Raw genomic sequence first — 21,380 nt, 5'->3', positions numbered from 1 at the left:
TGGGGTACACCCGATCCCATTCCGAACTCGGAAGTTAAGCCGACCATCGCCGATGATACTGCAGGGGAGCCTGTGGGAAAGTAGGTCGCTGCCAAGATTTATTTCTAGACCGCGTTTCATAAGAAACGCGGTCTTTTTTTTTGGTCTATGCTTTAGTAAGTACGCTATCAGGTGTTCGTTGTTCCTTTCTCGATGATTCTTCTTTTCCTTTTCTTTGGTCTGCTTCCGTACTGGCTGGTACAGTATATAGAAGTGTTATTTCAACATGGTAGCCTGCTGTCGGTTTTATAATGACTGTTGTTGATTAATACTCCATCAGCTTTCGCCTTATTTTTAAATCTCTGTCTTACATTGACCTTAATTTCGTAGCGTTATCTTGCATTAAATTAGCAGTTTCTTTTTTTAAACCATTTTGCATTGCTGTAAGTAATATCAAATGAAATCTGTTTTGTAGATGTGGCGACTGTTATAGCTTGAAAGAAACGGTTTAATAAAACAGCGTTGATACAATATAAGATTATAGTTTGTTGTAATGCAAAAATGATTGCTGTGAAAAAGTAACTTTCAGAAGCAATTTCAGTTTTTGCATTGTTTATTTTAGTTAATATACAAAATTTAACAAATTTTGCTTGCATTGTATTTGTTTATGTAACAAAGCCCTTTTAAAAAAGACTAAAATACTTTTTTTAGTGTACATAATTTGGGGGAAACTATGTTGCATAAAGGTTCGACAGACTCTTTAGCCAAAACGATGCTTTTGCAGTGCCTTTTTTTTGCTGGCACTGTGGGGATTCAATGGTTCAGTTTTCAATTTGCCCCTAATGGCGGTGTAACGTCTCCACTTTGGCCTGTGAGTGGTTGGGTGTTCGCTTGCTTTTGGATTTTTGGCAAGCGTCCTGCGCTGTCTATTTTATTTGGCAACTTGTTTCTATCTTTCGGAATTTTGGACGATATTTTAGGCGCAGTACTTTTTAGTCTAGTAAATACTGCCGCCCCATTTTTTTCTGTCACTTTGCTTCGTCGCTTAAATGCAACAAAGCTTTTGTTGAATTCATTAAATAATCTATTGCTTTTTATTGTTGCAGGCGCCTTTGTTTGTGCCTCACTTACTGCTACGCTTGGGCTAGCAATTAATCTTACTTTTGATGTTGTCGATTTGCCTGTTGAAGAGTTTTTTCAGATATGGTTCTTGTCTGGATTGTCAGGGATTATAATTTTTGCCCCGATCTTTAAAGAATTTCTACAGCTTTCCCTCCCTTTTTCAGTACCCCATGTTCGCTTTGAATTTATTTTATTATTGCTGATTGACTGTTGTGCCCGGTTCTTACTGTTTACAGGAGCGTTCTGGGGCGGAGTTAGTACTTACCCTTTGACGTTTCTTTTAATGCCGATTGCTTTCTGGGCTGGTCTGCGGATGACATTTTCCGAAATAACGATATACGTTGTTTTCTTTTTTATGCTGTCCGTTGGAGGCACACTAAATTCTTTTGGACCATTTGCCGCTTATAGTCCGTGCACCTCTCTGTTGCTTGTGCAGCTGTATGCTGTGACGCAGGCGGTTATGATTTACATTATCTTCGCGATTCTTACTGAACGTAAGAAAGAGCATGATAGAGTGAAACAAGTGCATGATGTTACCGTCATGACCTTGGCCTCACTTGCGGATACTCGTGACCATGAAACTGGATTACATATTGTTCGCACAAAGTATTACGTAAAAGAATTGAGTGAAGAGTTGCGAAGACGGAATGAGTTTCCGGATATTATTACACAGGAATTTATCGATCACATTACTATGTCTGCTCCGCTGCATGATATCGGGAAGATCGGAATCCCTGATTCAATACTTATGAAGCCCGGTAAATTGAGTGAAGATGAGTTCGAAATTATTAAAACTCATTCGCGAATCGGTGAGCAGGTTTTATGCCGGATGCTTTCCCTTTTGGACGATGGTGCGCATTTACGAACTGCTGTTGATATTGCAGGAACTCACCATGAAAAGTGGGATGGTTCAGGATACCCCTATGGGTTAAAAGGAAACGAGATCCCTCTTGCAGGTAGAATTATGGCAGTTGCTGATGTGTATGATGCGCTCACAATGGAGCGTGTGTATAAAAAAGCTATGCCACATGATGAGGCTATTGACGTGATGCTTGGTGAACGGGGTAAGCATTTTGATCCTGTTGTGCTTGATACGTTTTTAACTATCGGGGACCGAATTAATGAAGTGTCCAGCAATATGGATTTTTATGAAGGCGTAAAGCTTACTGGTGTTTCGAGTAGTTAACAGCATACTTTTTTGAGACCAAGGAGCCATTGGTGCTGCGCACAAGAGAGGATTCAAGCACTATGGAGATTAAAATAAGTATCCAAGAAGATACAGTGTCCCCATTCCTGAGAGGATTGTGAAAAGAATGTTGCGCGTTTTATACGCGACAACTAGCGCGACTAGTGCTGCAATAATTCGTTCCTTACCACCGAGAACATCGATAGCTCCTTCATGGTAACAAATAGCGGGTGTAACTAACGCTGCCAAAACTGATGCTGGTATAAATTTCAGAAGACTTTCGAACTTATCATTTAACTTAAATCGTTCGGCTGTGAGGATGAACGATCCTCGCATAAGTATTGTTGCTATACCGATGGCGGAAATAGTGAGCCAGAATATTGAATTAGTCATGATGCTTTTTTCTCTCCGAAAAATATCCAGCTGCAATACCAGAGACAGCGCCGAGCATCAGCCCCATGTTGTATGGAAGTGAAACAGTAAGAAGCGCTACAAGTGCAGCAATAAAAGCTGCAAGTGCGGTGGAGCGGTCAGTGATATTGGGTACGAGTAGCGCTAGAAACGTCAACGGTATTGCAAAGTCAAAAGACCAGCTCGGTGGGATGAGTGCACCAAAAAAAATACCGCAAAGCGTGGCGAACATCCAAGTAAAATACAATGATGTGCATGCACCGGCAAAGAAGGGTGCTCGCAGGAATGGGCTATCCGGCTTGTTGAATTCAACAATGGAAACAGCATATGCTTGATCGGAAAGAGTGTACGATAAAAACAAACGCTGCCAGAGAGAAACTGTTCCAAGATATGGCGTGATAGAAGCGCTATACATGATAAAGCGAAGATTAATCATGATAGCTGTTGCGACTATGATGATAGCAGAACTGTGCTCTGCCATTAGCTGCGCTACTGAAACCTGTGCGGCTCCGGCAAACATGGCCAAAGTCATGAAAATTGCTTTAACTGGAGATACTCCAGCAGCAATGGTTACCACACCGGTCAGCATACCAAATGGTATGATTCCCGGCATTACTGGTATAATTGTGCTTGCACCTGCAATGAATGATTTACGGATTGATAACGTTTCTGACATTGCATTAGATTACGGTGCCGGTACGTGCCTGTCGATTGTTTTTTGAAAAGTGCTGGGTTTCTTCCGGCGCTACTCTGCTTGCAGATACTGTGTTGCTGGTTGCATATATTGTACCGTGTCTGGTATTTCCTGAGGATTAATTGGACGCGAAAATAAGTAGCCTTGTGCAAAATCACAACCCGCTTCCTGTAGCATTATCCGCTGCTCTTCTTCTTCCACACCTTCCGCTACTACCGTCAACCCGAGCGCGTGTGCCAGTGCAATAACAGCTTTGACAATTTCATAGTTGGCTGGGTTTTTTTCCATGTCAGTCACAAAGCTTCGATCAATTTTTAAGTTGCTGATAGGAAATTGTTGCAGGTACATGAGAGAAGAATACCCTGTGCCAAAATCATCAATGCATAACTCAACACCTAACTCTCTGAGCCTGCGTAATGTGCTGTCAGCGTAGTCAGGGTTTTCCATAAGCATAGTTTCAGTTACTTCAAGGCGTAAACAGTCTGGCGGCAGATTTGTTTCTTGTAAAATCCGTGCGACGGTCTCTGTTAATGTCAGGTCAGAAAGCTGGCGCGCAGAAAGGTTCACATTGATTTTGAGCTGTTCGAATAGAGGATTTGTTTTGCGCCATCCTGCAAGGGTGGAACACGCTTCCATCAGAACCCATTCCCCAAGTTTTAAAATCAGCCCTGTCTCTTCAGCTAGCGGAATGAACTTTGTCGGGGAGATAATGTGTCCCTGACTATTTTTCCAGCGAACAAGTGCCTCAAATCCAGTGATGGCACGGCTTCTTGTCTCGACAACTGGCTGGTACTCAAGAAAAAATTCATCGTTGATAAGGGCGTTGTGTAAATCAAGCTCCATGCTGATAAGCTTGAGAGCTTGGGAAAAAACTTGTGAATCGTATACAGCGACGCTTTCTGTGCCATTGGAACGACCATGGTTGAGAGCTACATGGGCGTTTTGCAGATAGCGATCGGCAGTATCCGTTTCTGGATCGGCAAACATTATTCCGAAGCTGGCAGACATATGTATATGTTTGTTGTTCCAGATGATGGGACGTTTTATATTGCTGATGAGGTTTTTAAGGAAGCGGTGTACGGCGTCATGTCCTGCGGTATCTTCATACATCAGGACAAATTCATCTCCTCCGATTCTGAAAACATTTTCTATCCCGTACATGGAGGCTTTCAGGCGGTTGGCAAGGTTGCAAAGAATGGTGTCGCCTGCTGCATGACCGAGGGAGTCGTTGATGTTTTTAAAGCGGTCAATATCGATGTAGATGACAGCAAAATCCCAGTTGCAGGAATTTTTAGCCCGTGCGAGTGCTTCGTTGATTTTCTCAAGGCATTTTGAGCGGTTGGGAAGTTTCGTAAGGCTATCGTGCCATGTGGAATATTCGAGTTGTTTTAAGATGTTATGCTGGGAAGTTATGTCGTGGCAAAATGCCCGCACTCCGCAGTAACAGCCTTGTGCATCTACTGCACGGCTGGCTTCAAATTTTTTCCATTTCTTTTCGCCGTTCGGGAGACGAATTTGAAACTCAGCGCATGCGTACTCATCACCATCATTCAGTTTACGCCATAGCGTTTTCCAAAGTGGTAGATGGTCTTCAACTAGAATTGCTTCCATGAAACGGGGATTGCGATAAAAATGCTCTGCCTCATACCCGCAGCAAGCTTCACAGGCATTGGAAACAACTTCGAGTGTTCCGTCGGCGGCATACCAGAACTCCCATAGCGGGGAATTCAGTATCATTGTTTGCATTGAATCTTTCGAAGAAAAAAGCTGGCAGCGGGGTTCAATGCTTTGTTTCCCGCTTGTCTTCTTATTGGCTGTAGCTGTGTCTCCTGCCATATCTAACTCCCTGTTGTATTTAGATTGTGCAGGATGAATTTTGCCACATGACAACAAAACGTATGTGCTGGTTTTGTTATCCCATTTCGCTGATTGGAAAAAAACACCTAACGTATCTAGAATACCTCCTTATATTGTTACATAAAAAAGCATAGTTAGGGAACTGAATAAAAAATAAGGCACTCTGTACTGAGAGAGATCTCAGTATAGAGTGCCTTGCTTTTTTTACAAACAATAAAAAGTAGTTATGCTGCAATATGTGCTAGCACTTCTTTTGCTGCTTCATGTTCGGGGTCAATGCGTAAAATTTCTTTGAATTCAGCAATAGATTCTTCTTTACGGTCAGTAGAGAAAAGACAAGTTGCGTAAGAGAAGCGTACTGCTGTGTCAGTATCGTCTTCTTCTAAGGCGCGGGCAAATGCTGGAAGAATTTCGTCGATACGTTCTGTGCTGTATCCCTGCTGAAGCAAGCAGTTGAGTGCTACTTTGTCCACAGGGTCAATGGATAATGCTGTAAGGAAGTGGGTAAAACTTTCATCGTTTCTACCCTGTTCAGCAAGAACAAGACCGATACCTGCGTGTGCCCGTGCACTTTTTTCCAGTGTGGCAGCTTTCATATATAATGTTAATGCGGAGTCATAGTCTCCGTCAAAAATACATACTGCCGCAAGCCCCAAAAGCGGTTCAGCAGATTCGCTGTTAAGCTCCATAGCGCCTGTAAAGCATTCAACTGCTTTCTGGGTATCGCCTAATGCGAGATTGTATTCGCCAAGTACTTTTAATGTCTGGTAATCGCTCATGCTGTATCCTTATTTAGTTTAGCTAAATCCCCACAGGGTTACACGATTAGGCGTGTAGGAAAATAGTTCTTCTTTTGAGTGGTTACAGAAAATTAAGCAACTACTGTGCCAGTAAATACTCCTATCCCCTTTGTATCTGTGACAAATCTCCGTCACTTTTCCGTACCTGCTATTATAAAAAAATGACAATTTCTAAAAAATATAAACAAAATCAACAATATAAAAAAGTGGAACACCTTTTGCTTTATAATAAGTGCTGTTGGCAATTTTACAAAAAAACTGTCGGCAAGATTTTTTAGTGAAAGGGAGGATACCTGCATGAAAGGTTTATTTGAAACTCATACACTGCTCAGTGCAAAAGTTATGGACATGCAGTTGCAGCGTCAGAATGTTGTCATGAGTAACATGGCTAACATTAAGACCCCGGGGTATCTCGCTCGTAGGGTGAAATTTGAAGAAGATCTTCAAAAAGCGCTGAATATTGATGGTCGTGGCAAAATGACCCGTACTGCCGGTAACCATGTTCCGGCGGCGTTTGATCCGAAAAACTTCGGTCCTGAATGGGAAAAGAAAATGCCGCTTCGTGTTGTTCACGGTGAAGACCGCGTGGACATGGATAAAGAAATGGCAATTATGGCTAAAAACACCATGCGCTACAACACACTGGCAACAGTGGTAAAAAGCAATTTTGACGGAATGAAAAACGTCATTTCAAGTGGAGCTAAATAATGGATTTCATGACAGCACTCGATATCGGAGCTTCTGCGCTCAGTACTGAGCGTACAAGCATGAACATTATTTCAATGAACCTTGCAAACGCTAAAACAACACGCACACCGGAAGGTGGTCCTTACAGACGTAAGACTGTTGTGTTGCAAGCAACTGAAGTTGATCATCCTTTCAGCAAGCAGATGCAGTCTGCAATGGATAGAGACCTGCGTGGCGTACGTGTACAGCAGGTTGCTCAGGATGACCGCCCGCTGAAGCGTGTTTACGAGCCGGGGCATCCGGACGCTAATGAGGAAGGATACGTTTTTTATCCGGACATTAACGTTGTTGAAGAAATGGCAAGCATGATGACTGCCCAGCGCAGCTACGAAGCAAACATTTCCTCAATGGATGCTGTCAAAACTATGTATAACAAAGCGTTAGAGCTTGGTCGCGGCTAAGCCGGTTAGTCAGGAGTAAGTCATGTCTATTCAGAATGTTGGAATGAAAGCATATTCCGAAGCATTAAATAATTTTGCCACTGGCAACAAAAAGGTGCAGCAGTCCACTGCATCCGAAGAAAAGCCAAGCACATCCTTTTTGGAAACTGTTGAAGCATCTGTGAAGAAAGTAAACGACATGCAGCAGGAAAAAGCTGTTATGGTTGAGTCTTTTGCCTCAGGTGAACAGCAAAACGTACACGAACTTATGATTACGTTGCAAAAAGCAAGTGTAGCTATGAACCTTACGTCTGCCGTGCGTAACAAAGTTCTTAGCGCATACAACGAAATCAGCAAAATGCAGTTCTAGTCCACACTGTTATATCGCCTTTTATTAACTGTATTTTTCGGAGTAAATAATGTCCCCCATGTTAAACGATGCAGTCGATCGCACAAAAAATTTCTGGTCGAGTATTACCCTCTCGCAAAGGGTATTTATCGGCGGTCTTGCCGTTACGGTGCTGGGCGTATTTTTCGCCTTGCTGTTCTGGCTTAACAGACCTGATATGCAGCTGTTGTATGCTAACTTAGCACTCGAAGATGCGAATAGAATCGTAAAAGTTTTACAGGCTGAAAAGGTTCCCTACAGCTTGGAAAACAGCGGTTCCACCATTCTTGTACCTGCTGACAAAGTCTACGATATGCGCATTAAGATCGCCGGTGATGGTGGTTTAACTGGGCAGGGCATTGGCTTCGAAGTCTTTGACGAAGTAAAAGTCGGTCAAACAGAGTTTGTTCAGAAAATTAATTACCAGCGTGCTCTTCAGGGTGAATTGAGCCGTACTATTACAGAGTTTCCTTCTGTAGAGTCTGCTCGAGTCCATCTTGTTATTCCTCAAAAAAGCTTGTTCATTGAGGAAGAGCTTCCGCCGTCCGCTTCTGTTGTTTTGAACCTTGGTGAAGGCAAAAAAATGACAGATAAAGATGTGACAGCAATTGTCAATCTCTTAACCATGTCAGTTGAGGGTCTGGAAAAAGGTCGTGTCTCTGTAGCAGATACCAAAGGCACTGTGCTGTATCATCCTGAAGATGAAACTTCTATCGAGGGCATGACAGCTACACAGTTTGACCACAAGCAGACCATTCAGCGAAATCTGGAATTGCGTATTCAGGAGCTTCTGTACCCTATCATCGGTGCAGGCAAGGTTATCGCAAAAGTTAACGCAGACCTTGATTTTAGCCAGCGCACAATTCGCAAAGAAACATTTGATCCTGATGGCGCCGTTGTTCGTTCTGAACAGAAAAGCGCAGAAACTACCAAAGGCAGTGCCAACCTTGCAGCAGGAACTCCTGATGCAAACTTTAGAGGTGACGGTGTTAACGGTAGCGTAAGCCAGCAGGATGCAACTCGCGAAACTTCCACTATCAACTACGAAATCAACAAAGAAGAGCAGAACATCGTGACCCCTGTAGGTCAGGTTGATCGCTTGAGTATTGCGGTTGTTGTGGATGGCACCTACGCAGAAAATGCAGATACCGGGGCTATGGCTTTTACCCCGCGTTCTGAAGAAGAGATGGCTCGAATCAAAGCACTGGTTTCCAATGCAGTTGGCTTTGAAACAGCACGCGGTGACGCAATTGAAGTTTCCTGTATCGCCTTTGGCGAGCTGAATGTGGAACGCGAACGCAGCCTTGCAGAGGTTATTGGTGACTATGCATTACGCATGGGTAAACCGATTCTTAACGCCGTACTGGTTTTCCTCTTCCTCCTGCTTATCGTTCGTCCGGTAATTCTTGCACTGATTCGACCTAAGGTTGAAGCAGGCGAGGTTATGGAAGGTCTTGAAGGGCTTCCGATGGGTGAAGAACGTATAGCACTTATTGAAGGTGAAGAAGAGCTCGACGCTTTGGATGCACTTAAGAAAATTGAAGATATTAAAGCGCATGCATTGCAGATTTCAGAGCAGAACATGGAACAAGCTGTAGGCATCTTGAAGTCTTGGCTTAAAGATTCTGGAGGACATAAAGTTGGCCACTCAGCTTAAAGGCGCGGAAAAAACCGCCGTACTGCTTCTGGCAATGGGAGACAAGTTTACCGCCGAGACATTCAAACGTCTTGACCGTGCAGACATTGCTCATATTTCAAAAGCCATGATGGAGCTGGATACAGTTCCTAAAGAAGATGTAGAAGATATTTTACGCGAGTTTCATCACTCCATGATTGCAGGTAAAGAAATGATTTCCGGTGGTGAAGATGCTACCCGAAGAATGCTTCTTAAAAACCTCGATAGCGAAACCGCTAAGTACATCATGGATACTCTGGAACTGGATAACGGGCCTGCACCGTTCCGCGAACTTGAAAACGTCAGTCCTCGAATTCTTGCTCAGATTTTACGTAACGAGCACCCGCAGACACTGGCACTTATTCTTGGTCACCTGCATTCAGATCAGGCAGCAGAGCTTATCCAGATGCTCCCTGCCGGTATCAGACCAGAAGTGCTTATGCGTCTTGCCCGTCTCGAAGCAGTACCGGAAGATATGCTTATGGCAGTAGACAAAGTATTGCAGAGCCAGCTTATCGCAATGGGCGGCAAGGAAGGCAAAAAAGTGGGCGGCGTTGCTGCAGTTGCAGAAATTCTCAACGCAGTGGATCGCGCTACAGAAGAAGAAGTACTCGCAGAGATCGAAGAAGAATCTGTACAGATGGCAGAAGACATTCGAAACCTCATGTTCGTATTCGAAGACGTGGCAACCTTGGATGGTCGCGGTATCCGCGAATTGCTGAAAGAAGTATCCAACGACGATATGACATTGGCACTCAAAGGCGCATCCGAAGATATGCAGGACGTATTCTTCAGCAACATGTCCGAGCGTGCATCCAAAATGATCAAAGAAGATCTGGAGATCATGGGGCCTACAAAGCTTTCCGATGTAGAGGGTGCACAGCAGACTATTGTAAAGATTGTTCGCCGTCTCGAAATGGAAGGACGTATTGCTATCGGACGAGGAGGCAACGATGTATTTGTCTAGTCTTTCAGAATCAATCGCATTTGCTCCGGCAGCGCCAAAGTTGGATGATCGCGGTATTAGCGATTTATTGAATGAAGCATCAGGCAGCAATATGAGAAAGCCTCGTCAGGATTTCCGCGCCAAAGCAGATGTTGCCAGTGCAACAATGCCTAAATTTGATGACCGCGGTGCTCGTGAACTGCTTAATGCAAAAGGCTACTCCGGTATGGCGCAGCTGCACAATAGTGCAGCTGGGGCAAGAAGAGAAGTTCTCTACAGTAATATTTCCGAAAGTGCTGTTAGGGCATTTAAAGAAAATTTACCGGAAAATGTGTCTACAAAGTTATCTGATATTGCTGGAAACCCGCAACAGGTTATCGACCGTCTGAAAATGAAAGGACGTGTTGTTACTGAATCTGGAGGATACAATGCCTTTATTTAATGCTAATTCTGAGTCTGTATTACACGCTCCGGCAGCACCGAAGCTTGATGACCGCGGTATCCGTGAACTTGTGGCAGAAGAGCATAGTCAAAAGCCAAGAATGTTGCCGACAGATGAACCGTTTGTACTTTTCAGCAGCATGTCTGAGGATGTATCCCAGAAGGTTCAGAAAGACTTAGAGGAAATGATTCCAGTAAGTGTTTTTGAGAAAGAAGACATATCTTGTCCGGAAGTAAAAGGATACCTTCCTTTTGGTAACGGAGTCCGAAATGCCTTCATCTAATGTAATTTCCGGTTCCATGTTATCCGACACAGCCGCACCGAAAAGTGTGGCTGCGTGGGGCACAATCTTCACGGGTCCCGGTTCTGCAAATGAACATACCCTCGAAGGTGTGGAAGGTTCCCGTTCCCCGCAATGGGATGATGCAACTGAAGCAATTTACATGGAGCGCGTGCGGGAACGTGCAGCAGAACGAGCTTCCGGTATCCTTGCTAAAGCGCGTGAAGAAGCTGAATGGCTTAAAGAAAAGGCGCGTCAGGAAGGATATGCAGAAGGCTGTGAGCAGGCTCAGGCAGAGCTAAATGCATTGCAGCAGCAACATGCAGAATCTGTATCCAGCGTATTAGGTGCTATTCAGGGACAGTGCTCCAATATTTTTACAAACTGGCGCAGTGACCTTATCACAGTTGTGCAGGCTGCCGTAGAGCGCATGTGCGCTGTAGAGATGTCAGAAAACCGTCATGCTTCCATGGAGCGTCTTTTTACCGAGGCAGTTCAAATTCTTGACGAGCGCAGACAGCTTATCATTACTGTACATCCTGAGGATGAAGAACTGGTTACTGGTATTATCCAAAATGCACAGCAGCACTACAGCGGTCTGGAAGGATGGAAGGTTAAAACTTCTTCCACAATCTCCGGTGGTGTTATTGTAGAAAGCCGTGACGGTATGGTGGATAACACCATTATTAGCCGCAGGCAGGCTGTGGACGAAATTTTAGAGCAGCTTATGATTCCTGAGGATCAGATATGATCGATCCGAGTGGAGCTATTGAAATGCTGAACAGCCTTGAGCCGAACCAGTCTTTCGGTAAGGTGAACAAGGTTGTCGGGCTGATTGTTGAAGGGTGTGGAATCAAAGCACCGTTAGGTGCTGTCTGTCAGCTTATTCCTGAAGAAGGCGCTGAACAGATTCCGGCTGAAGTCGTAGGGTTTCGTGACGGTAATATCCTTTTTATGCCATACGGCGATATGCGCGGTATTAAACCGGGGTCACTAATTCGTAACTCCAGTTTGCCGCCAACATTCCCTGTAGGCAATGACATGCTCGGCAAAGCATTTGATGCATTCGGCAACGAGCTTGGCTCCGAATCTCCTATGCATACCGCGGAAGGCTACAGACCTTTGTATGCTATGCCGCCTAACCCGCTTTCCCGTTCACGCATTACTGAACCGCTTGATGTCGGCGTGCGTTCAATCAACAGTCTTATTACCTTAGGTAAAGGGCAGCGTGTCGGTATTATGGCGGGTTCCGGTGTGGGGAAATCTACTCTTATGGGTATGATGGCTCGCTACACTGAAGCTGACATTAACGTGATTGCGCTTATCGGCGAACGCGGACGTGAGGTTCTTGAATTTATCGAGAAAGATTTAGGACCTGAAGGAATGAAGCGTTCAGTGTTGCTTGTTGCAACCTCTGACCAGTCACCGCTTATCCGCATGCGTGCTGCATATGCTGCAACAGCAGTGGCGGAGTTCTATCGAGATCAAGGCAAAAATGTTTTGCTTATGATGGACTCAGTGACCCGTTTTGCCATGGCAGCGCGAGAAGTGGGGCTTGCGACAGGTGAACCGCCGACAACCAAAGGCTACACGCCTACTGTTTTTACCCAGCTTCCTCAGCTTCTGGAGCGTGCAGGCAATAGCGATAAAGGCAGCATCACAGGAATTTACACCGTTCTTGTAGATGGTGACGATTTTAACGAACCTATTGCGGATGCAGTGCGTTCTATTCTTGACGGACATATTGTTTTAACGCGTGATCTTGCAGATAACGGACATTATCCTGCAATTGATGTGTTACGCTCTGTTTCCCGTCTTCGCGGCGATATTTGTTCGCGTGAGATTATAGAAGAAGGACAATCTGTAACCAAGTTGCTTGCTGCCTATAAAAAGGTAGAAGATATGGTTAACATCGGTGCGTATTCGCATGGATCAAATCCGGTGGTTGATAAAGCAATTTCCATGGTTCCGCAGGTAAACGAATTTTTACAACAGAGAGTACAGGACCCTTGCACTATTGAGGAGTCGTATTCTCAGTTACATTCTTTGGTACAACAATAAATTAGAACAACCGGAAGCAACGGGAAGGGACGCCCGTACTCCAGCGTACTGCACGGCGATAGGCAGTATGTCCTGCTGAAAGGTTGTTTTATTTAATGCAGTACACATGAGAGGTCGTGATTGTATAATCACGACCTCTTTGTTTTATGTTGTTCAGATTTATGAATGGGTTATGCGGATATCTACGAGAGTTATCTTGTTATGTTTGCCGGATTAAAAAAGCGGTTCATAATGTATCCGGCAAGTAGTCCCCATACCGGAGCATTGATTCCTATAAAAGAAATACCGGACGCTGTTATAAGTAACGTAATCAGTGCGCCTTCCCGTGTGTTTTCGTCTTTGACAGCAAGGTACAGGCTGCGTTGAATAATACCTAGAAGTGCGAATCCTGCGAGCATTTGTGTCAGTTCTGAAGGCATGGAAACAAAAAGCGTAACGAGGCTTGTACTGAAGAGTCCGGCAAGCATATAAAAAACTCCGGCGCTTGTTGATGCCAAGTAGCGATTTTTCGGGTTCGGATCGACTTCTTCTCCCATACAGATTCCAGCAGAAATTGCTGCAAGGTTACAGGTAAAGCCGCCGAACGGTGCTGTGATTAAGTTCATAAAGCCTGTCCCGAGTAAAATTCGGGAAAAAGGAACAGAGTAATTGTGGCTCTGAATCATAACGATGCCCGGAATATTCTGGGAAACCATTGTTACGAGGAAAAGGGGAATGCTCAGGCTGACAATGGACGCAACACTCCATTCAGGCGACATAAATACCGGAGCGGTAACAGAGAGCGAGGTATCTGCAAGCGGCAACGTACCTTGAAAATATGCCACTCCTCCGCCGATGAGAATAAGCATCAGCATGGTATATCGTGGATAAAATCGTTTGCCGATAAGATAGGCTACAAGCATGCTGCCAAAAAGTATTGGAGTGCTCTCCCAAGGGGTGAATGTCTTTATTCCAAAAGGAATAAGGATGCCTGCCAGCATGGCTGTTGTAAGAGCTGTCGGAATTTTTTGAATAAATGCGGAGAGTGACTTTGTGGCACCTGTCAGTATAATGAGTAGCGCACAGATAATGCATGCCCCGATGGTTTCCGGAAGAGAGAATCCGGCAACACTGCTGGCGAGCAGTGCTGCACCTGGGGTTGACCATGCTGTTAGCACAGGAACCTTGTAATATAGTGAGAAGAATATGGTTGTTAGTCCTGCTGCCATGCCGATAGCAAAAAGCCAGCTACCCACTTGCATAGAGGTAGCACCGGCACCCATAGCGGCTTCAATAACAAGGACTACTGAGCATGTATATCCAACAAGAATAGCAGCTAATCCAGACGAGATATGGCTGATTGATAGATTTTTTAGCATAGGGCTTCCTTTAGTCTGATAGTTCGATTTGTGCGTTATAACGTCCGGTGCAAGGGGTGTACTATTGTGCGCTATAGCGCACAAGGTTTTTCTGTAGGGAGAAAAGTGATGAATTCGAAAACTGTTGTGGAAACAATTGCACAACGCTTGAAAGAATTACGTAAATTGCGTGGTTGGAGCCTTGATACAACATCAAAAAAAACAGGTGTTTCTAAAGCGATGCTGGGACAGATTGAACGTGGCGAATCGAGTCCGACGATAGGTACGCTATGGAAAATTTCCAGCGGTCTCGAAAGCTCGTTTTCTTCTTTTCTTTCGGAAGAAGCAGAAAAAGGAATGCCGACTGTGGCGTTTCCTGAAGACCCTGCAATGCAGATTCAAACCATTTTTCCTTACTCTTCAACAACACGGATAGAAGTTTTTGAGGTCATATTATTTGACGATCACGAGCAGCAATCTTCTGCGCATCAGCTTGAAGTGATTGAACATGTAATTGTGATAGAAGGAAGTATGGAATTATTTTTTGACGGGACATGGCATGCTTTGTCGGCTGGCGAGAGGGTACGTTTTTATGCAGATCAGCAGCATGCTTACCGTGCCCTTGGAAGCAAAGTTGTGTTTCATAATATAATCAGCTACCCGCAGGCTGAAGTTTCTACGAATCAGAAAACCTTCGTATAATAGCTGTCAAAATATTGTTGGTATTCATGTAGAATAACCAGAATATATTGTAGCAACGAGCCTGTCTTAGATTTGAATAAAAAGGGTGGAGAGATATGCATATCATTATCGCCACAGACATTTGGGGAAAAACACCCCATCTGGATGCAATGGCTGCAAGTTTTGAAGAGATCGCAAGCAAAGTAGCGATAGTAGACCCGTATGATGGGGGTGACCCTGAGTTTGCGAGTAAGGATGCTGCATATGCACACTATAAAGAGCAATGCGGTGATGCTGCGTATGCCGAAAGGGTATCGCAAGCTGTAGCGGAAGCAACAGAGTCAGTATGTCTTTTGGGCTTTAGTGCCGGAGCTGGTGCAGTCTGGTCTGCGGTGAGCGGCAGCTCTGTTGGAACAGTGAAAGCAGCTGTCTGTTTTTATAGTTCATCAATTCATACAATGACGGACTATCTGCCAAAAGTTCCTGTGGAATTTGTTTTTGCTAAAGAAGAACCGCATTATGATGTCGAAAACGTTGCTCGCACCTTACAAGATATTGAAAATGTTCAGAGCTACATTACACCATTTGAGCATGGATTTCTGAACCCTGCTTCTGCACAGTATGATTCAGAAGTCTATTTCTTCTGGTTGCAGTGGATTAAAGATCAATTGGCAATTCATTGCCCAGCGTAACTTTACTGTCTTTTTTTCTTGAGAACAAAGCGCCCTGTAGGAGTCTCCTACGGGGCGTTTTGGATATGGAGATATTATGGAAGTATTGCAATTGCGCGAACCGGTGCACCGTCGCTTTCATGAATTTTAAGTGGCAGAGCTGCAAAGGTGAACATGGACTCTGTAATGCTAGCTAAATTGGTAAGATTTTCTATTAAAACAAGCCCGTGGCTTAACAGAATGGTGTGAATGAACAATTCACTGGCATCCATAGTATCAAAGGAGATAGCATCAATCCCAACTCCTTTAAGCTTCTGCGTGGTCAGCCATGTTGCGGCTTCTTTATCCAGCACCGGAAATGGTGAGAAATATGTTTCTGTCCCCCAGTATTTTTCGTGACCGGAGGCAAAGATTACAAAATCGCATTGTGCGATAGTTCTTTCATGTTTCTTGAGAATATCAAGAGAAATGGCAGAAGCACTGGATACATCTAGTAAACAGGCAGAGCCGATGAACGTAGCGGTTGGCAGTGCGTCCAGTGTTTCGGCATTATTGATAATGTGTGCAGGAGCATCCATGTGGGTTCCCACATGGGAGCAGAGCGTCAGTTCTTTTTCAGCGAATCCGTTTTGCGAAACAGTGCTGGACTGTGCAATGCGAGGAGCGCTTGTTCCGGGATAGACTGGCATACCATTGGTGATTGTATGAGTAAGGTCAATTACGTTGGTATGATTGAACATGCATACTCCTGCTTGTCGTTGATGGTTGTATGTACGGGAGTAGGTATTGTAATATTCTGGGAAAACTAAGAAAAGATAAAAAAGAGCAGAAACAATCCTGTTCCTGCTCTACTGACTAAGAAGATTTCTCTTTTTGTTGTTTGGCGTGGCATTCAGGGCAGAAATCACCGCTGAAGGTTACTATAATATCCTGCGCCATTACGTCTTTCCCACAGTTGTCACACTGATAAACCGGTTTGCCGTCAGGGGTTTGAATTGTTGTCAGCATAAGTACTCCTCGGTTGTCAAACAGCATCCAGCGTTATTCTTGCAAGCTTGCACTGTCGTGCTCCTCCAACAGCTTCTGAGAATATGAATATTGTTTGAGCGTACAATTAAAACAATTTCGCTACTGTACTTCCAAACTATCTTTTTTGGCAACTGAATTGGCAGTGCACTAAAAAATAAAGGTGCTACAATTGGTGTGCGATTGCTCACTATGAAGAGGGCAGTGAAAAAGGCAGGTTTCTGCCAGTTGATAGAGTATAGAGAATATGTGTACTGTGCAGTACCAGCTTGAACAGTACCGAATAAATAGAATTCGGTTCGTAATATTTTGGAGAGACTATGGATCTTTCAATTGCAAAAATAGCTAAAAGTCCTTTTCGATGCGCCCACTATGGCTCTAACATCGAAGAGTTTACAGCAGCGCATGGTGGCACGCTTGCAGGCACAATGCATTGTGCCCGTTACCTTGGTGCCAGAGTATTTATTGATGGCGTGACAAAGGAAGTTATAGATTCAGAAGGCGTTGCGCTTTTTGAAATGGAGCATCTTATCGAAGAGTTTGATAAGGTATCGGAATTGCTTGGTGAAAAAATACAAGGCCCGTTCCACGCGGACGGTGTGGTCATCCCTGTGCAAAAGGGTAAGCCACATTTTCGTATTTACGATATTTATGCACCTGAAGCGGAAACACCTTTCACCCTGTGGGCACAGATAAACGCTCTTGCAGACACTTTTATGCTGCTGGATAAAGTGACTACCTACATGCGCCCTGTGCAGTATTTTCATTCACGGTCATTTTCTACACAAAAAGCCTATGACCGCTGGATTAAGACTTGGACAAAGCGTGCAGGCTGTGGCGGTGCAATTTTTAAGGGTGCGGAAATGGTCTATGAGCCGAATGTGCTTTTGGAAGATGCATGTGAGATTAAAGCTCGATAAAAAAATGGCACTGGTGAATATCGTTCACCAGTGCCAATATGTTACGCCTGACCGGAAAGATTGTGCATATTCCACCCGCACGCGGCTGCGGTGTCTTTCTTTTGCTGCGGTGATCGCTTAAATGCCAGCCGCCACACCATGACTGTTTCTAAAAACTTGTCCAGCTCTGCTTCAAAAGAGACTGTACTCAGCCCTTCAACAGATATTCTGCGTAGCATTGTCAGCATATTAGCATCGCGAAGCAGGGCGAAACGACATCCATTCAGTTCACCCCAAAACAGATTCAATTCCAGCGCATCTGCAAAGAGTTCTTCACTTCCTTTTGCAACGGGACTGATAAGCAGTAAGCTGTCTGTAGCATCATCCAGTTCTAGATTCACCTCTAGGTCGTTGTCAAACATAAGCCTGCAACCACCACCTTCATTCAATGCAAGTGCCTCAAGATCAAGAACCTTGCCGAATTCTTTTAAAATTTTTTGTATTGTTAGAAGGTTCTTCATTCCCCGTTCCTTTTCGACATGCTGGCGGAAAGTCTGTCATATGCGGCATATGTTTCAACAGCAGTCGAAGTAATTAATGTGCATTGAAACGTCATTAGACTTTTTTTTCTGTCTTTTTTCTGCGGTTTGTTAATGCTTGCTGCTTGGCACAGTAGATATATCCCATTGTACCATTACCGCAGCGTCTGCACCACTCTTTGGAGAGAGCGTTACAAACCACTGTACAAGATACTGCCGAACGCTGTGTTTTTGATCTATTGGCGTGCGGAATTATTGTTGATGTTGCGCAGTAAAAGACAGTCGCTCTACTTGCAACCGTGGCAGTATAAACGTGATAACTTTGTTGTGTATACAAATAAAATAGAAGTAATAACAGCAGGGCGTTGCCGAAGTGAAATTTAGAGGCAGATTCTTGACGGACGTGCTGTAGTGTTCCTACTGAGCAATTTAATTGTTAATTGCTGCGTTGCATGAATTGCTTGGGGCGCTGCTTTGGCTTACTATAGGTTCTGAATGGTATTCTAATTAACAAAGTTAGGTGAGACGCCATGACAATGAAGAAAGAATGGGTTGAATTTGTAGCTATTCTTAATAGAGAAGTAGTACCCGCACTGGGATGCACCGAGCCGGTTACAGCGGCGCTTGCCGCAGCTCGTGCAGCAGAAGCACTGGGAGCAAAGCCGGAACATGTTTGTGTGCAGGTTAGCGGTAATCTGTTGAAAAACGGCATGGGGGTTGGAGTTCCTGGAACAGGAATGACAGGGCTTGATATAGCTGCTGCGGTAGGGGCGCTCGGCGGTGACGCAACATTAAAATTGGAAGTGCTGCGTGATATCACACCAGAAATTGTTGCAGAAGCCAAAGTGCTGATGGCTGGTGGAAACGTAGTTGTAGAGTTGGCAGACACCGACGAGTTGTTATTTGCTAAAGCTATTGTTTCTGCAAGTGAGCATACTGCTAGTTGCACCATTGCTCGCACCCACGCTGGTATTGTTGAAGTAACAAAAGATGATACCGTCATAGAGAGTACTCCACTTGCAGCGGAAGAAACGTCCGATGATTCATGGCTGTTGTCAGTTGCAGCTATTTATGAGTTTGCCACAGAAGCGGCATATGATGATATTTCATTTATTCTTGAAGCAGCTCGTTTAAATGAATCAATTGCATCAAAAGGGTTGGAAAAAGATTTTGGCTTACGGGTAGGGCGTTCAATGGATGAGGATATCGCATTGGGCTTGCGTTCTGATGATATAACCTCATTTGCAACCCGTCTTGCAGCAGCTGCATCTGATGCGCGTATGGATGGCATTATGCAGCCTGTAATGAGTAACTCAGGTAGTGGTAATCAGGGGATTACGGCTACAATTCCTGTTACTGCCTTTGCACGTAGACTTGGTAAGTCTGAGGAAGAAATGGCACGTGCGCTTATTATGAGTCATCTCATTTCTATCCACTTAAAGCATCACCTTGGACGGCTTTCCGCCCTATGTGGAGCCATTCTTGCGGCGACTGGTTCCGGTTGTGGTATAATTTTACTACTCGGTGGTGGTTTGCTTGAAGTGGAACGCACTATCAAAAACATGGTGGGCACAATTGCCGGTATGATTTGTGACGGTGCTAAAACCTCCTGCGCTCTGAAGGTCGCATCCAGCGTAGAAGCAGCGATTAGTTCTGCACTGCTGGCAATGAAAGGAACTTCAGTTCCAGGCTCAGACGGCATTGTTGATGATAATATCGAGGTGTGTATAAAAAACCTTGGTCGTCTCGGCACTGCTGGCATGTGCGAAACGGACAAAATTATTTTGGATATTATGGTGAATAAGTAGTCTTATGCGTAACATCTTGAAATAGCTAGAAAGGTGTCGATAATGTAGACAGTGAACTTCTGGCGCAGAAAACGTATATACGGTGTATACATTCCAAGAGATAAATGTTGGTAGTGAGTTGGGGGGATCATGTGCAGGAGGGGCTGCAAAGACAAATATGCTATCGTAAAAACATATTGCTAAATAGAAGTATTAAATAATAAAATTAGATACATGGATACAATGAGGATCTGTTGCTGCTTGGGTTTGAAAAAAATTTTACTCATCATGTCGAGAATGTTTAATAAGTTGGTTTTGACTGAGTCTGACATTGCCAGACTCAGTCAAAATTTTTACATTTAAGCATAATACGATAAACTTAATCATCACTCTCATCATCAGAACTAACAATATTCCAAGTTAGATAGTTTTCATCTTCATATGGGGTGTTCTTCTCTTGATCTTCATACATGGTATAAAGACGACCACCACACTCTATTAATTCCATTGGTAATTTAGTTCCTCTAGTTGTACCCACGAAGGCATAGCATCCATCATACAATGGCTTACCTGCCGAAGATCTAAAGTCGTATTTTGGTTGTTCAGCCCAAACCGTATCGTCATCGTTAAATTCATCTAGCACTTCAACTAACTCAAAAGAGAAATCAGCAAGTTCTTCAGCAAAAGGAACTTTCGTTTCCGCAGCTTTCAAAGCGAATTGAGCAAGTTGATTTTTTTCAAAAAAGTTTTTTATCAGATTTAATTTTTTTAAGTCCGCTTTATCGAGCTCAGTCAGTCGAATTTTCATTTGCACACCACTACCAATTAATTTTACTCCTGTGAGAACCTCTCTGCTGCTAACTTGCGAACTGAACGTTTCATCCTTTATATTCACATTTAATTTGAATACATATGGTATTTGTATCCTCCCTCCTGGTTTTGTTTTATAAGTGATCGCATTCATTTCTAAGTACACTTCATTATTACGAGTGAAGTCACGGAGATTCTTAATCCAGAGTTTTCCTAATTGGATATCAACAAACTTTCCTTTTAATTTTTTATTTGATTTTCGAGTATTATTGCCTTTAGTAAGAATGGTGATTCCAGCCTTTGGTTTTTCATCAGATTCAACGTAAAATTCAATAGACTGTGCAGGGGCAGACATACTCTCCTCCAATTTTATAAATATATGTTATTTTATAATGCATGCATATATTTATAAAACTTCCGTTGTCCACCAAAAAAAGGATAGCCTCTTGACTGCGAATACGGATTTTTTTCGTGAAGTTGCTTGGCGACCTAACTCTGATTGATACAGTGAAAAAGGGTGGCTATGCCATCCTTTTTTATTACTAGCTTATTATTTATTGTTGGTATGTTCATGGTTCATGCATTGTAGGTTAAAGCAAGTACTAGCAGTGAATAAATGCGCTGTTCAATCTATTTTCCTTTTTTGATGTAGACTATTCCTT

The 21,380-nt window shown here is 43.8% G+C and carries 24 protein-coding genes and 1 rRNA gene; 16 read left to right on the top strand and 9 right to left on the bottom strand.

What is annotated here, in order from left to right; translation table 11 throughout:
* Both rrf and N4A56_RS14115 read left to right on the top strand, forming a co-directional pair.
* Positions 1-97, top strand: a 5S ribosomal RNA gene (rrf, locus tag N4A56_RS14120); the annotation flags it as partial.
* 615 nt (positions 98-712) lie between these two features.
* Complete coding sequence (locus N4A56_RS14115; protein WP_295548298.1) at positions 713-2,287, top strand: HD domain-containing phosphohydrolase; 1,575 nt, start codon at positions 713-715, stop codon at positions 2,285-2,287.
* 69 nt (positions 2,288-2,356) lie between these two features.
* Here N4A56_RS14115 and N4A56_RS14110 read toward each other — a convergent pair whose 3' ends face one another.
* A complete protein-coding gene (locus N4A56_RS14110) occupies positions 2,357-2,680 on the bottom strand; it encodes an AzlD domain-containing protein (RefSeq protein ID WP_295548296.1) in 324 nt (107 codons plus the stop codon).
* On the bottom strand, positions 2,673-3,287 hold the full coding sequence (locus N4A56_RS14105; RefSeq protein WP_295548305.1) for an AzlC family ABC transporter permease: 615 nt from the start codon (positions 3,285-3,287) through the stop codon (positions 2,673-2,675). Before N4A56_RS14105 ends, N4A56_RS14110 begins: the two co-directional genes overlap by 8 nt.
* On the opposite strand from N4A56_RS14105, the gene N4A56_RS14100 reads away from it, so the two are divergent.
* On the top strand, positions 3,229-3,420 hold the full coding sequence (locus N4A56_RS14100) for a hypothetical protein (protein WP_293671897.1): 192 nt from the start codon (positions 3,229-3,231) through the stop codon (positions 3,418-3,420). The genes N4A56_RS14105 and N4A56_RS14100 overlap by 59 nt on opposite strands.
* A gap of 23 nt (positions 3,421-3,443) precedes the next feature.
* Here N4A56_RS14100 and N4A56_RS14095 read toward each other — a convergent pair whose 3' ends face one another.
* Together N4A56_RS14095 and N4A56_RS14090 are read right to left on the bottom strand one after the other, a co-directional pair.
* Positions 3,444-5,228: a bifunctional diguanylate cyclase/phosphodiesterase gene (locus N4A56_RS14095; protein WP_295548295.1), complete on the bottom strand. Its 1,785-nt coding sequence runs from the start codon at positions 5,226-5,228 to the stop codon at positions 3,444-3,446.
* 245 nt (positions 5,229-5,473) lie between these two features.
* Entirely contained in the window at positions 5,474-6,028 is a 555-nt protein-coding gene (locus N4A56_RS14090) for a tetratricopeptide repeat protein (RefSeq protein WP_293671889.1), read from the bottom strand.
* Between the two features lie 318 nt (positions 6,029-6,346).
* Between N4A56_RS14090 and flgB the strand changes: the two genes are divergently transcribed.
* From flgB to N4A56_RS14045, 9 genes are read left to right on the top strand one after another with little or no spacing between them, the layout of a single operon-like run.
* Positions 6,347-6,757, top strand: a complete 411-nt coding sequence (gene flgB, locus N4A56_RS14085; protein WP_293671887.1) for a flagellar basal body rod protein FlgB — start codon at positions 6,347-6,349, stop codon at positions 6,755-6,757.
* The gene (gene flgC / locus N4A56_RS14080; protein WP_293671886.1) at positions 6,757-7,197 is read left to right on the top strand and encodes a flagellar basal body rod protein FlgC; all 441 of its coding nucleotides are present in this window, start codon (positions 6,757-6,759) and stop codon (positions 7,195-7,197) included. Before flgB ends, flgC begins: the two co-directional genes overlap by 1 nt.
* 22 nt (positions 7,198-7,219) lie before the next feature.
* Positions 7,220-7,546, top strand: a complete 327-nt coding sequence (fliE, locus tag N4A56_RS14075; protein WP_293671885.1) for a flagellar hook-basal body complex protein FliE — start codon at positions 7,220-7,222, stop codon at positions 7,544-7,546.
* 49 nt (positions 7,547-7,595) lie between these two features.
* Complete coding sequence (gene fliF / locus N4A56_RS14070) at positions 7,596-9,221, top strand: flagellar basal-body MS-ring/collar protein FliF (protein WP_295548293.1); 1,626 nt, start codon at positions 7,596-7,598, stop codon at positions 9,219-9,221.
* Between the two features lie 34 nt (positions 9,222-9,255).
* Positions 9,256-10,206 carry a flagellar motor switch protein FliG gene (fliG, locus tag N4A56_RS14065; RefSeq protein ID WP_293671894.1) on the top strand — a complete coding sequence of 317 codons (951 nt, stop codon included), beginning with the start codon at positions 9,256-9,258 and terminating at the stop codon, positions 10,204-10,206.
* On the top strand, positions 10,193-10,627 hold the full coding sequence (locus N4A56_RS14060) for a hypothetical protein (RefSeq protein ID WP_295548291.1): 435 nt from the start codon (positions 10,193-10,195) through the stop codon (positions 10,625-10,627). Before fliG ends, N4A56_RS14060 begins: the two co-directional genes overlap by 14 nt.
* Entirely contained in the window at positions 10,614-10,910 is a 297-nt protein-coding gene (locus N4A56_RS14055; RefSeq protein ID WP_295548289.1) for a hypothetical protein, read from the top strand. The genes N4A56_RS14060 and N4A56_RS14055 overlap by 14 nt, the downstream gene beginning before the upstream one ends.
* Positions 10,897-11,658, top strand: coding sequence for a V-type ATP synthase subunit E family protein (locus N4A56_RS14050; RefSeq protein WP_295548286.1), 762 nt, complete (start codon positions 10,897-10,899; stop codon positions 11,656-11,658). The genes N4A56_RS14055 and N4A56_RS14050 overlap by 14 nt, the downstream gene beginning before the upstream one ends.
* On the top strand, positions 11,655-12,968 hold the full coding sequence (locus N4A56_RS14045) for a FliI/YscN family ATPase (protein ID WP_293671878.1): 1,314 nt from the start codon (positions 11,655-11,657) through the stop codon (positions 12,966-12,968). Before N4A56_RS14050 ends, N4A56_RS14045 begins: the two co-directional genes overlap by 4 nt.
* Before the next feature lie 191 nt (positions 12,969-13,159).
* Here N4A56_RS14045 and N4A56_RS14040 read toward each other — a convergent pair whose 3' ends face one another.
* Positions 13,160-14,326: a benzoate/H(+) symporter BenE family transporter gene (locus N4A56_RS14040; protein ID WP_295548282.1), complete on the bottom strand. Its 1,167-nt coding sequence runs from the start codon at positions 14,324-14,326 to the stop codon at positions 13,160-13,162.
* A 108-nt stretch (positions 14,327-14,434) separates the two neighbouring features.
* Here N4A56_RS14040 and N4A56_RS14035 point away from each other — a divergent pair, with 108 nt between their 5' ends.
* Together N4A56_RS14035 and N4A56_RS14030 are read left to right on the top strand one after the other, a co-directional pair.
* On the top strand, positions 14,435-15,007 hold the full coding sequence (locus N4A56_RS14035) for an XRE family transcriptional regulator (RefSeq protein ID WP_295548279.1): 573 nt from the start codon (positions 14,435-14,437) through the stop codon (positions 15,005-15,007).
* 95 nt (positions 15,008-15,102) lie between these two features.
* Positions 15,103-15,678, top strand: a complete 576-nt coding sequence (locus N4A56_RS14030) for a dienelactone hydrolase family protein (protein ID WP_295548277.1) — start codon at positions 15,103-15,105, stop codon at positions 15,676-15,678.
* Positions 15,679-15,752: 74 nt separating this feature from the next.
* On the opposite strand, the gene N4A56_RS14025 is transcribed toward N4A56_RS14030, so the two are convergent.
* Both N4A56_RS14025 and N4A56_RS14020 read right to left on the bottom strand, forming a co-directional pair.
* Positions 15,753-16,397 carry a cyclase family protein gene (locus tag N4A56_RS14025; RefSeq protein ID WP_295548275.1) on the bottom strand — a complete coding sequence of 215 codons (645 nt, stop codon included), beginning with the start codon at positions 16,395-16,397 and terminating at the stop codon, positions 15,753-15,755.
* A 115-nt stretch (positions 16,398-16,512) separates the two neighbouring features.
* A complete protein-coding gene (locus tag N4A56_RS14020; RefSeq protein WP_295548273.1) occupies positions 16,513-16,665 on the bottom strand; it encodes a hypothetical protein in 153 nt (50 codons plus the stop codon).
* 338 nt (positions 16,666-17,003) lie between these two features.
* Between N4A56_RS14020 and N4A56_RS14015 the strand changes: the two genes are divergently transcribed.
* On the top strand, positions 17,004-17,603 hold the full coding sequence (locus N4A56_RS14015) for a hypothetical protein (protein WP_295548271.1): 600 nt from the start codon (positions 17,004-17,006) through the stop codon (positions 17,601-17,603).
* Positions 17,604-17,644: 41 nt separating this feature from the next.
* Here the strand turns inward: N4A56_RS14015 and N4A56_RS14010 are convergent, their stop codons facing one another.
* Positions 17,645-18,103: a type III secretion system chaperone gene (locus N4A56_RS14010; protein WP_293671869.1), complete on the bottom strand. Its 459-nt coding sequence runs from the start codon at positions 18,101-18,103 to the stop codon at positions 17,645-17,647.
* Between the two features lie 548 nt (positions 18,104-18,651).
* Here N4A56_RS14010 and N4A56_RS14005 point away from each other — a divergent pair.
* Complete coding sequence (locus tag N4A56_RS14005) at positions 18,652-19,929, top strand: L-serine ammonia-lyase, iron-sulfur-dependent, subunit alpha (protein ID WP_295548269.1); 1,278 nt, start codon at positions 18,652-18,654, stop codon at positions 19,927-19,929.
* A 358-nt stretch (positions 19,930-20,287) separates the two neighbouring features.
* Here the strand turns inward: N4A56_RS14005 and N4A56_RS14000 are convergent, their stop codons facing one another.
* Entirely contained in the window at positions 20,288-21,073 is a 786-nt protein-coding gene (locus N4A56_RS14000) for a hypothetical protein (protein ID WP_295548268.1), read from the bottom strand.
* Positions 21,074-21,380 lie beyond the last annotated feature (307 nt).

The organism is Halodesulfovibrio sp., assembly GCF_025210605.1.
Taxonomy (GTDB): Bacteria; Desulfobacterota; Desulfovibrionia; order Desulfovibrionales; family Desulfovibrionaceae; genus Halodesulfovibrio.
This window is presented reverse-complemented; position numbering and strand designations above follow the sequence as displayed.

Excerpts from the sequence above, each read along its gene's own strand:
- N4A56_RS14010 (WP_293671869.1), bottom strand. The coding sequence starts at position 18,103 with ATGAAGAACCTTCTAACAATACAAAAAATTTTAAAAGAATTCGGCAAG.
- N4A56_RS14015 (WP_295548271.1), top strand. The coding sequence starts at position 17,004 with ATGGATCTTTCAATTGCAAAAATAGCTAAAAGTCCTTTTCGATGCGCC.
- N4A56_RS14055 (WP_295548289.1), top strand. The coding sequence starts at position 10,614 with ATGCCTTTATTTAATGCTAATTCTGAGTCTGTATTACACGCTCCGGCA.
- N4A56_RS14035 (WP_295548279.1), top strand. The coding sequence starts at position 14,435 with ATGAATTCGAAAACTGTTGTGGAAACAATTGCACAACGCTTGAAAGAA.
- N4A56_RS14030 (WP_295548277.1), top strand. The coding sequence starts at position 15,103 with ATGCATATCATTATCGCCACAGACATTTGGGGAAAAACACCCCATCTG.
- fliE (WP_293671885.1), top strand. The coding sequence starts at position 7,220 with ATGTCTATTCAGAATGTTGGAATGAAAGCATATTCCGAAGCATTAAAT.
- N4A56_RS14060 (WP_295548291.1), top strand. The coding sequence starts at position 10,193 with ATGTATTTGTCTAGTCTTTCAGAATCAATCGCATTTGCTCCGGCAGCG.
- N4A56_RS14045 (WP_293671878.1), top strand. The coding sequence starts at position 11,655 with ATGATCGATCCGAGTGGAGCTATTGAAATGCTGAACAGCCTTGAGCCG.
- N4A56_RS14025 (WP_295548275.1), bottom strand. The coding sequence starts at position 16,397 with ATGTTCAATCATACCAACGTAATTGACCTTACTCATACAATCACCAAT.
- N4A56_RS14095 (WP_295548295.1), bottom strand. The coding sequence starts at position 5,228 with ATGGCAGGAGACACAGCTACAGCCAATAAGAAGACAAGCGGGAAACAA.
- N4A56_RS14105 (WP_295548305.1), bottom strand. The coding sequence starts at position 3,287 with ATGCTGACCGGTGTGGTAACCATTGCTGCTGGAGTATCTCCAGTTAAA.
- N4A56_RS14040 (WP_295548282.1), bottom strand. The coding sequence starts at position 14,326 with ATGCTAAAAAATCTATCAATCAGCCATATCTCGTCTGGATTAGCTGCT.
- N4A56_RS14050 (WP_295548286.1), top strand. The coding sequence starts at position 10,897 with ATGCCTTCATCTAATGTAATTTCCGGTTCCATGTTATCCGACACAGCC.
- N4A56_RS14110 (WP_295548296.1), bottom strand. The coding sequence starts at position 2,680 with ATGACTAATTCAATATTCTGGCTCACTATTTCCGCCATCGGTATAGCA.
- N4A56_RS14100 (WP_293671897.1), top strand. The coding sequence starts at position 3,229 with ATGAAAATTGCTTTAACTGGAGATACTCCAGCAGCAATGGTTACCACA.
- N4A56_RS14115 (WP_295548298.1), top strand. The coding sequence starts at position 713 with ATGTTGCATAAAGGTTCGACAGACTCTTTAGCCAAAACGATGCTTTTG.
- flgB (WP_293671887.1), top strand. The coding sequence starts at position 6,347 with ATGAAAGGTTTATTTGAAACTCATACACTGCTCAGTGCAAAAGTTATG.
- N4A56_RS14090 (WP_293671889.1), bottom strand. The coding sequence starts at position 6,028 with ATGAGCGATTACCAGACATTAAAAGTACTTGGCGAATACAATCTCGCA.
- flgC (WP_293671886.1), top strand. The coding sequence starts at position 6,757 with ATGGATTTCATGACAGCACTCGATATCGGAGCTTCTGCGCTCAGTACT.
- fliG (WP_293671894.1), top strand. The coding sequence starts at position 9,256 with ATGGGAGACAAGTTTACCGCCGAGACATTCAAACGTCTTGACCGTGCA.
- N4A56_RS14000 (WP_295548268.1), bottom strand. The coding sequence starts at position 21,073 with ATGTCTGCCCCTGCACAGTCTATTGAATTTTACGTTGAATCTGATGAA.
- fliF (WP_295548293.1), top strand. The coding sequence starts at position 7,596 with ATGTCCCCCATGTTAAACGATGCAGTCGATCGCACAAAAAATTTCTGG.
- N4A56_RS14005 (WP_295548269.1), top strand. The coding sequence starts at position 18,652 with ATGACAATGAAGAAAGAATGGGTTGAATTTGTAGCTATTCTTAATAGA.
- N4A56_RS14020 (WP_295548273.1), bottom strand. The coding sequence starts at position 16,665 with ATGCTGACAACAATTCAAACCCCTGACGGCAAACCGGTTTATCAGTGT.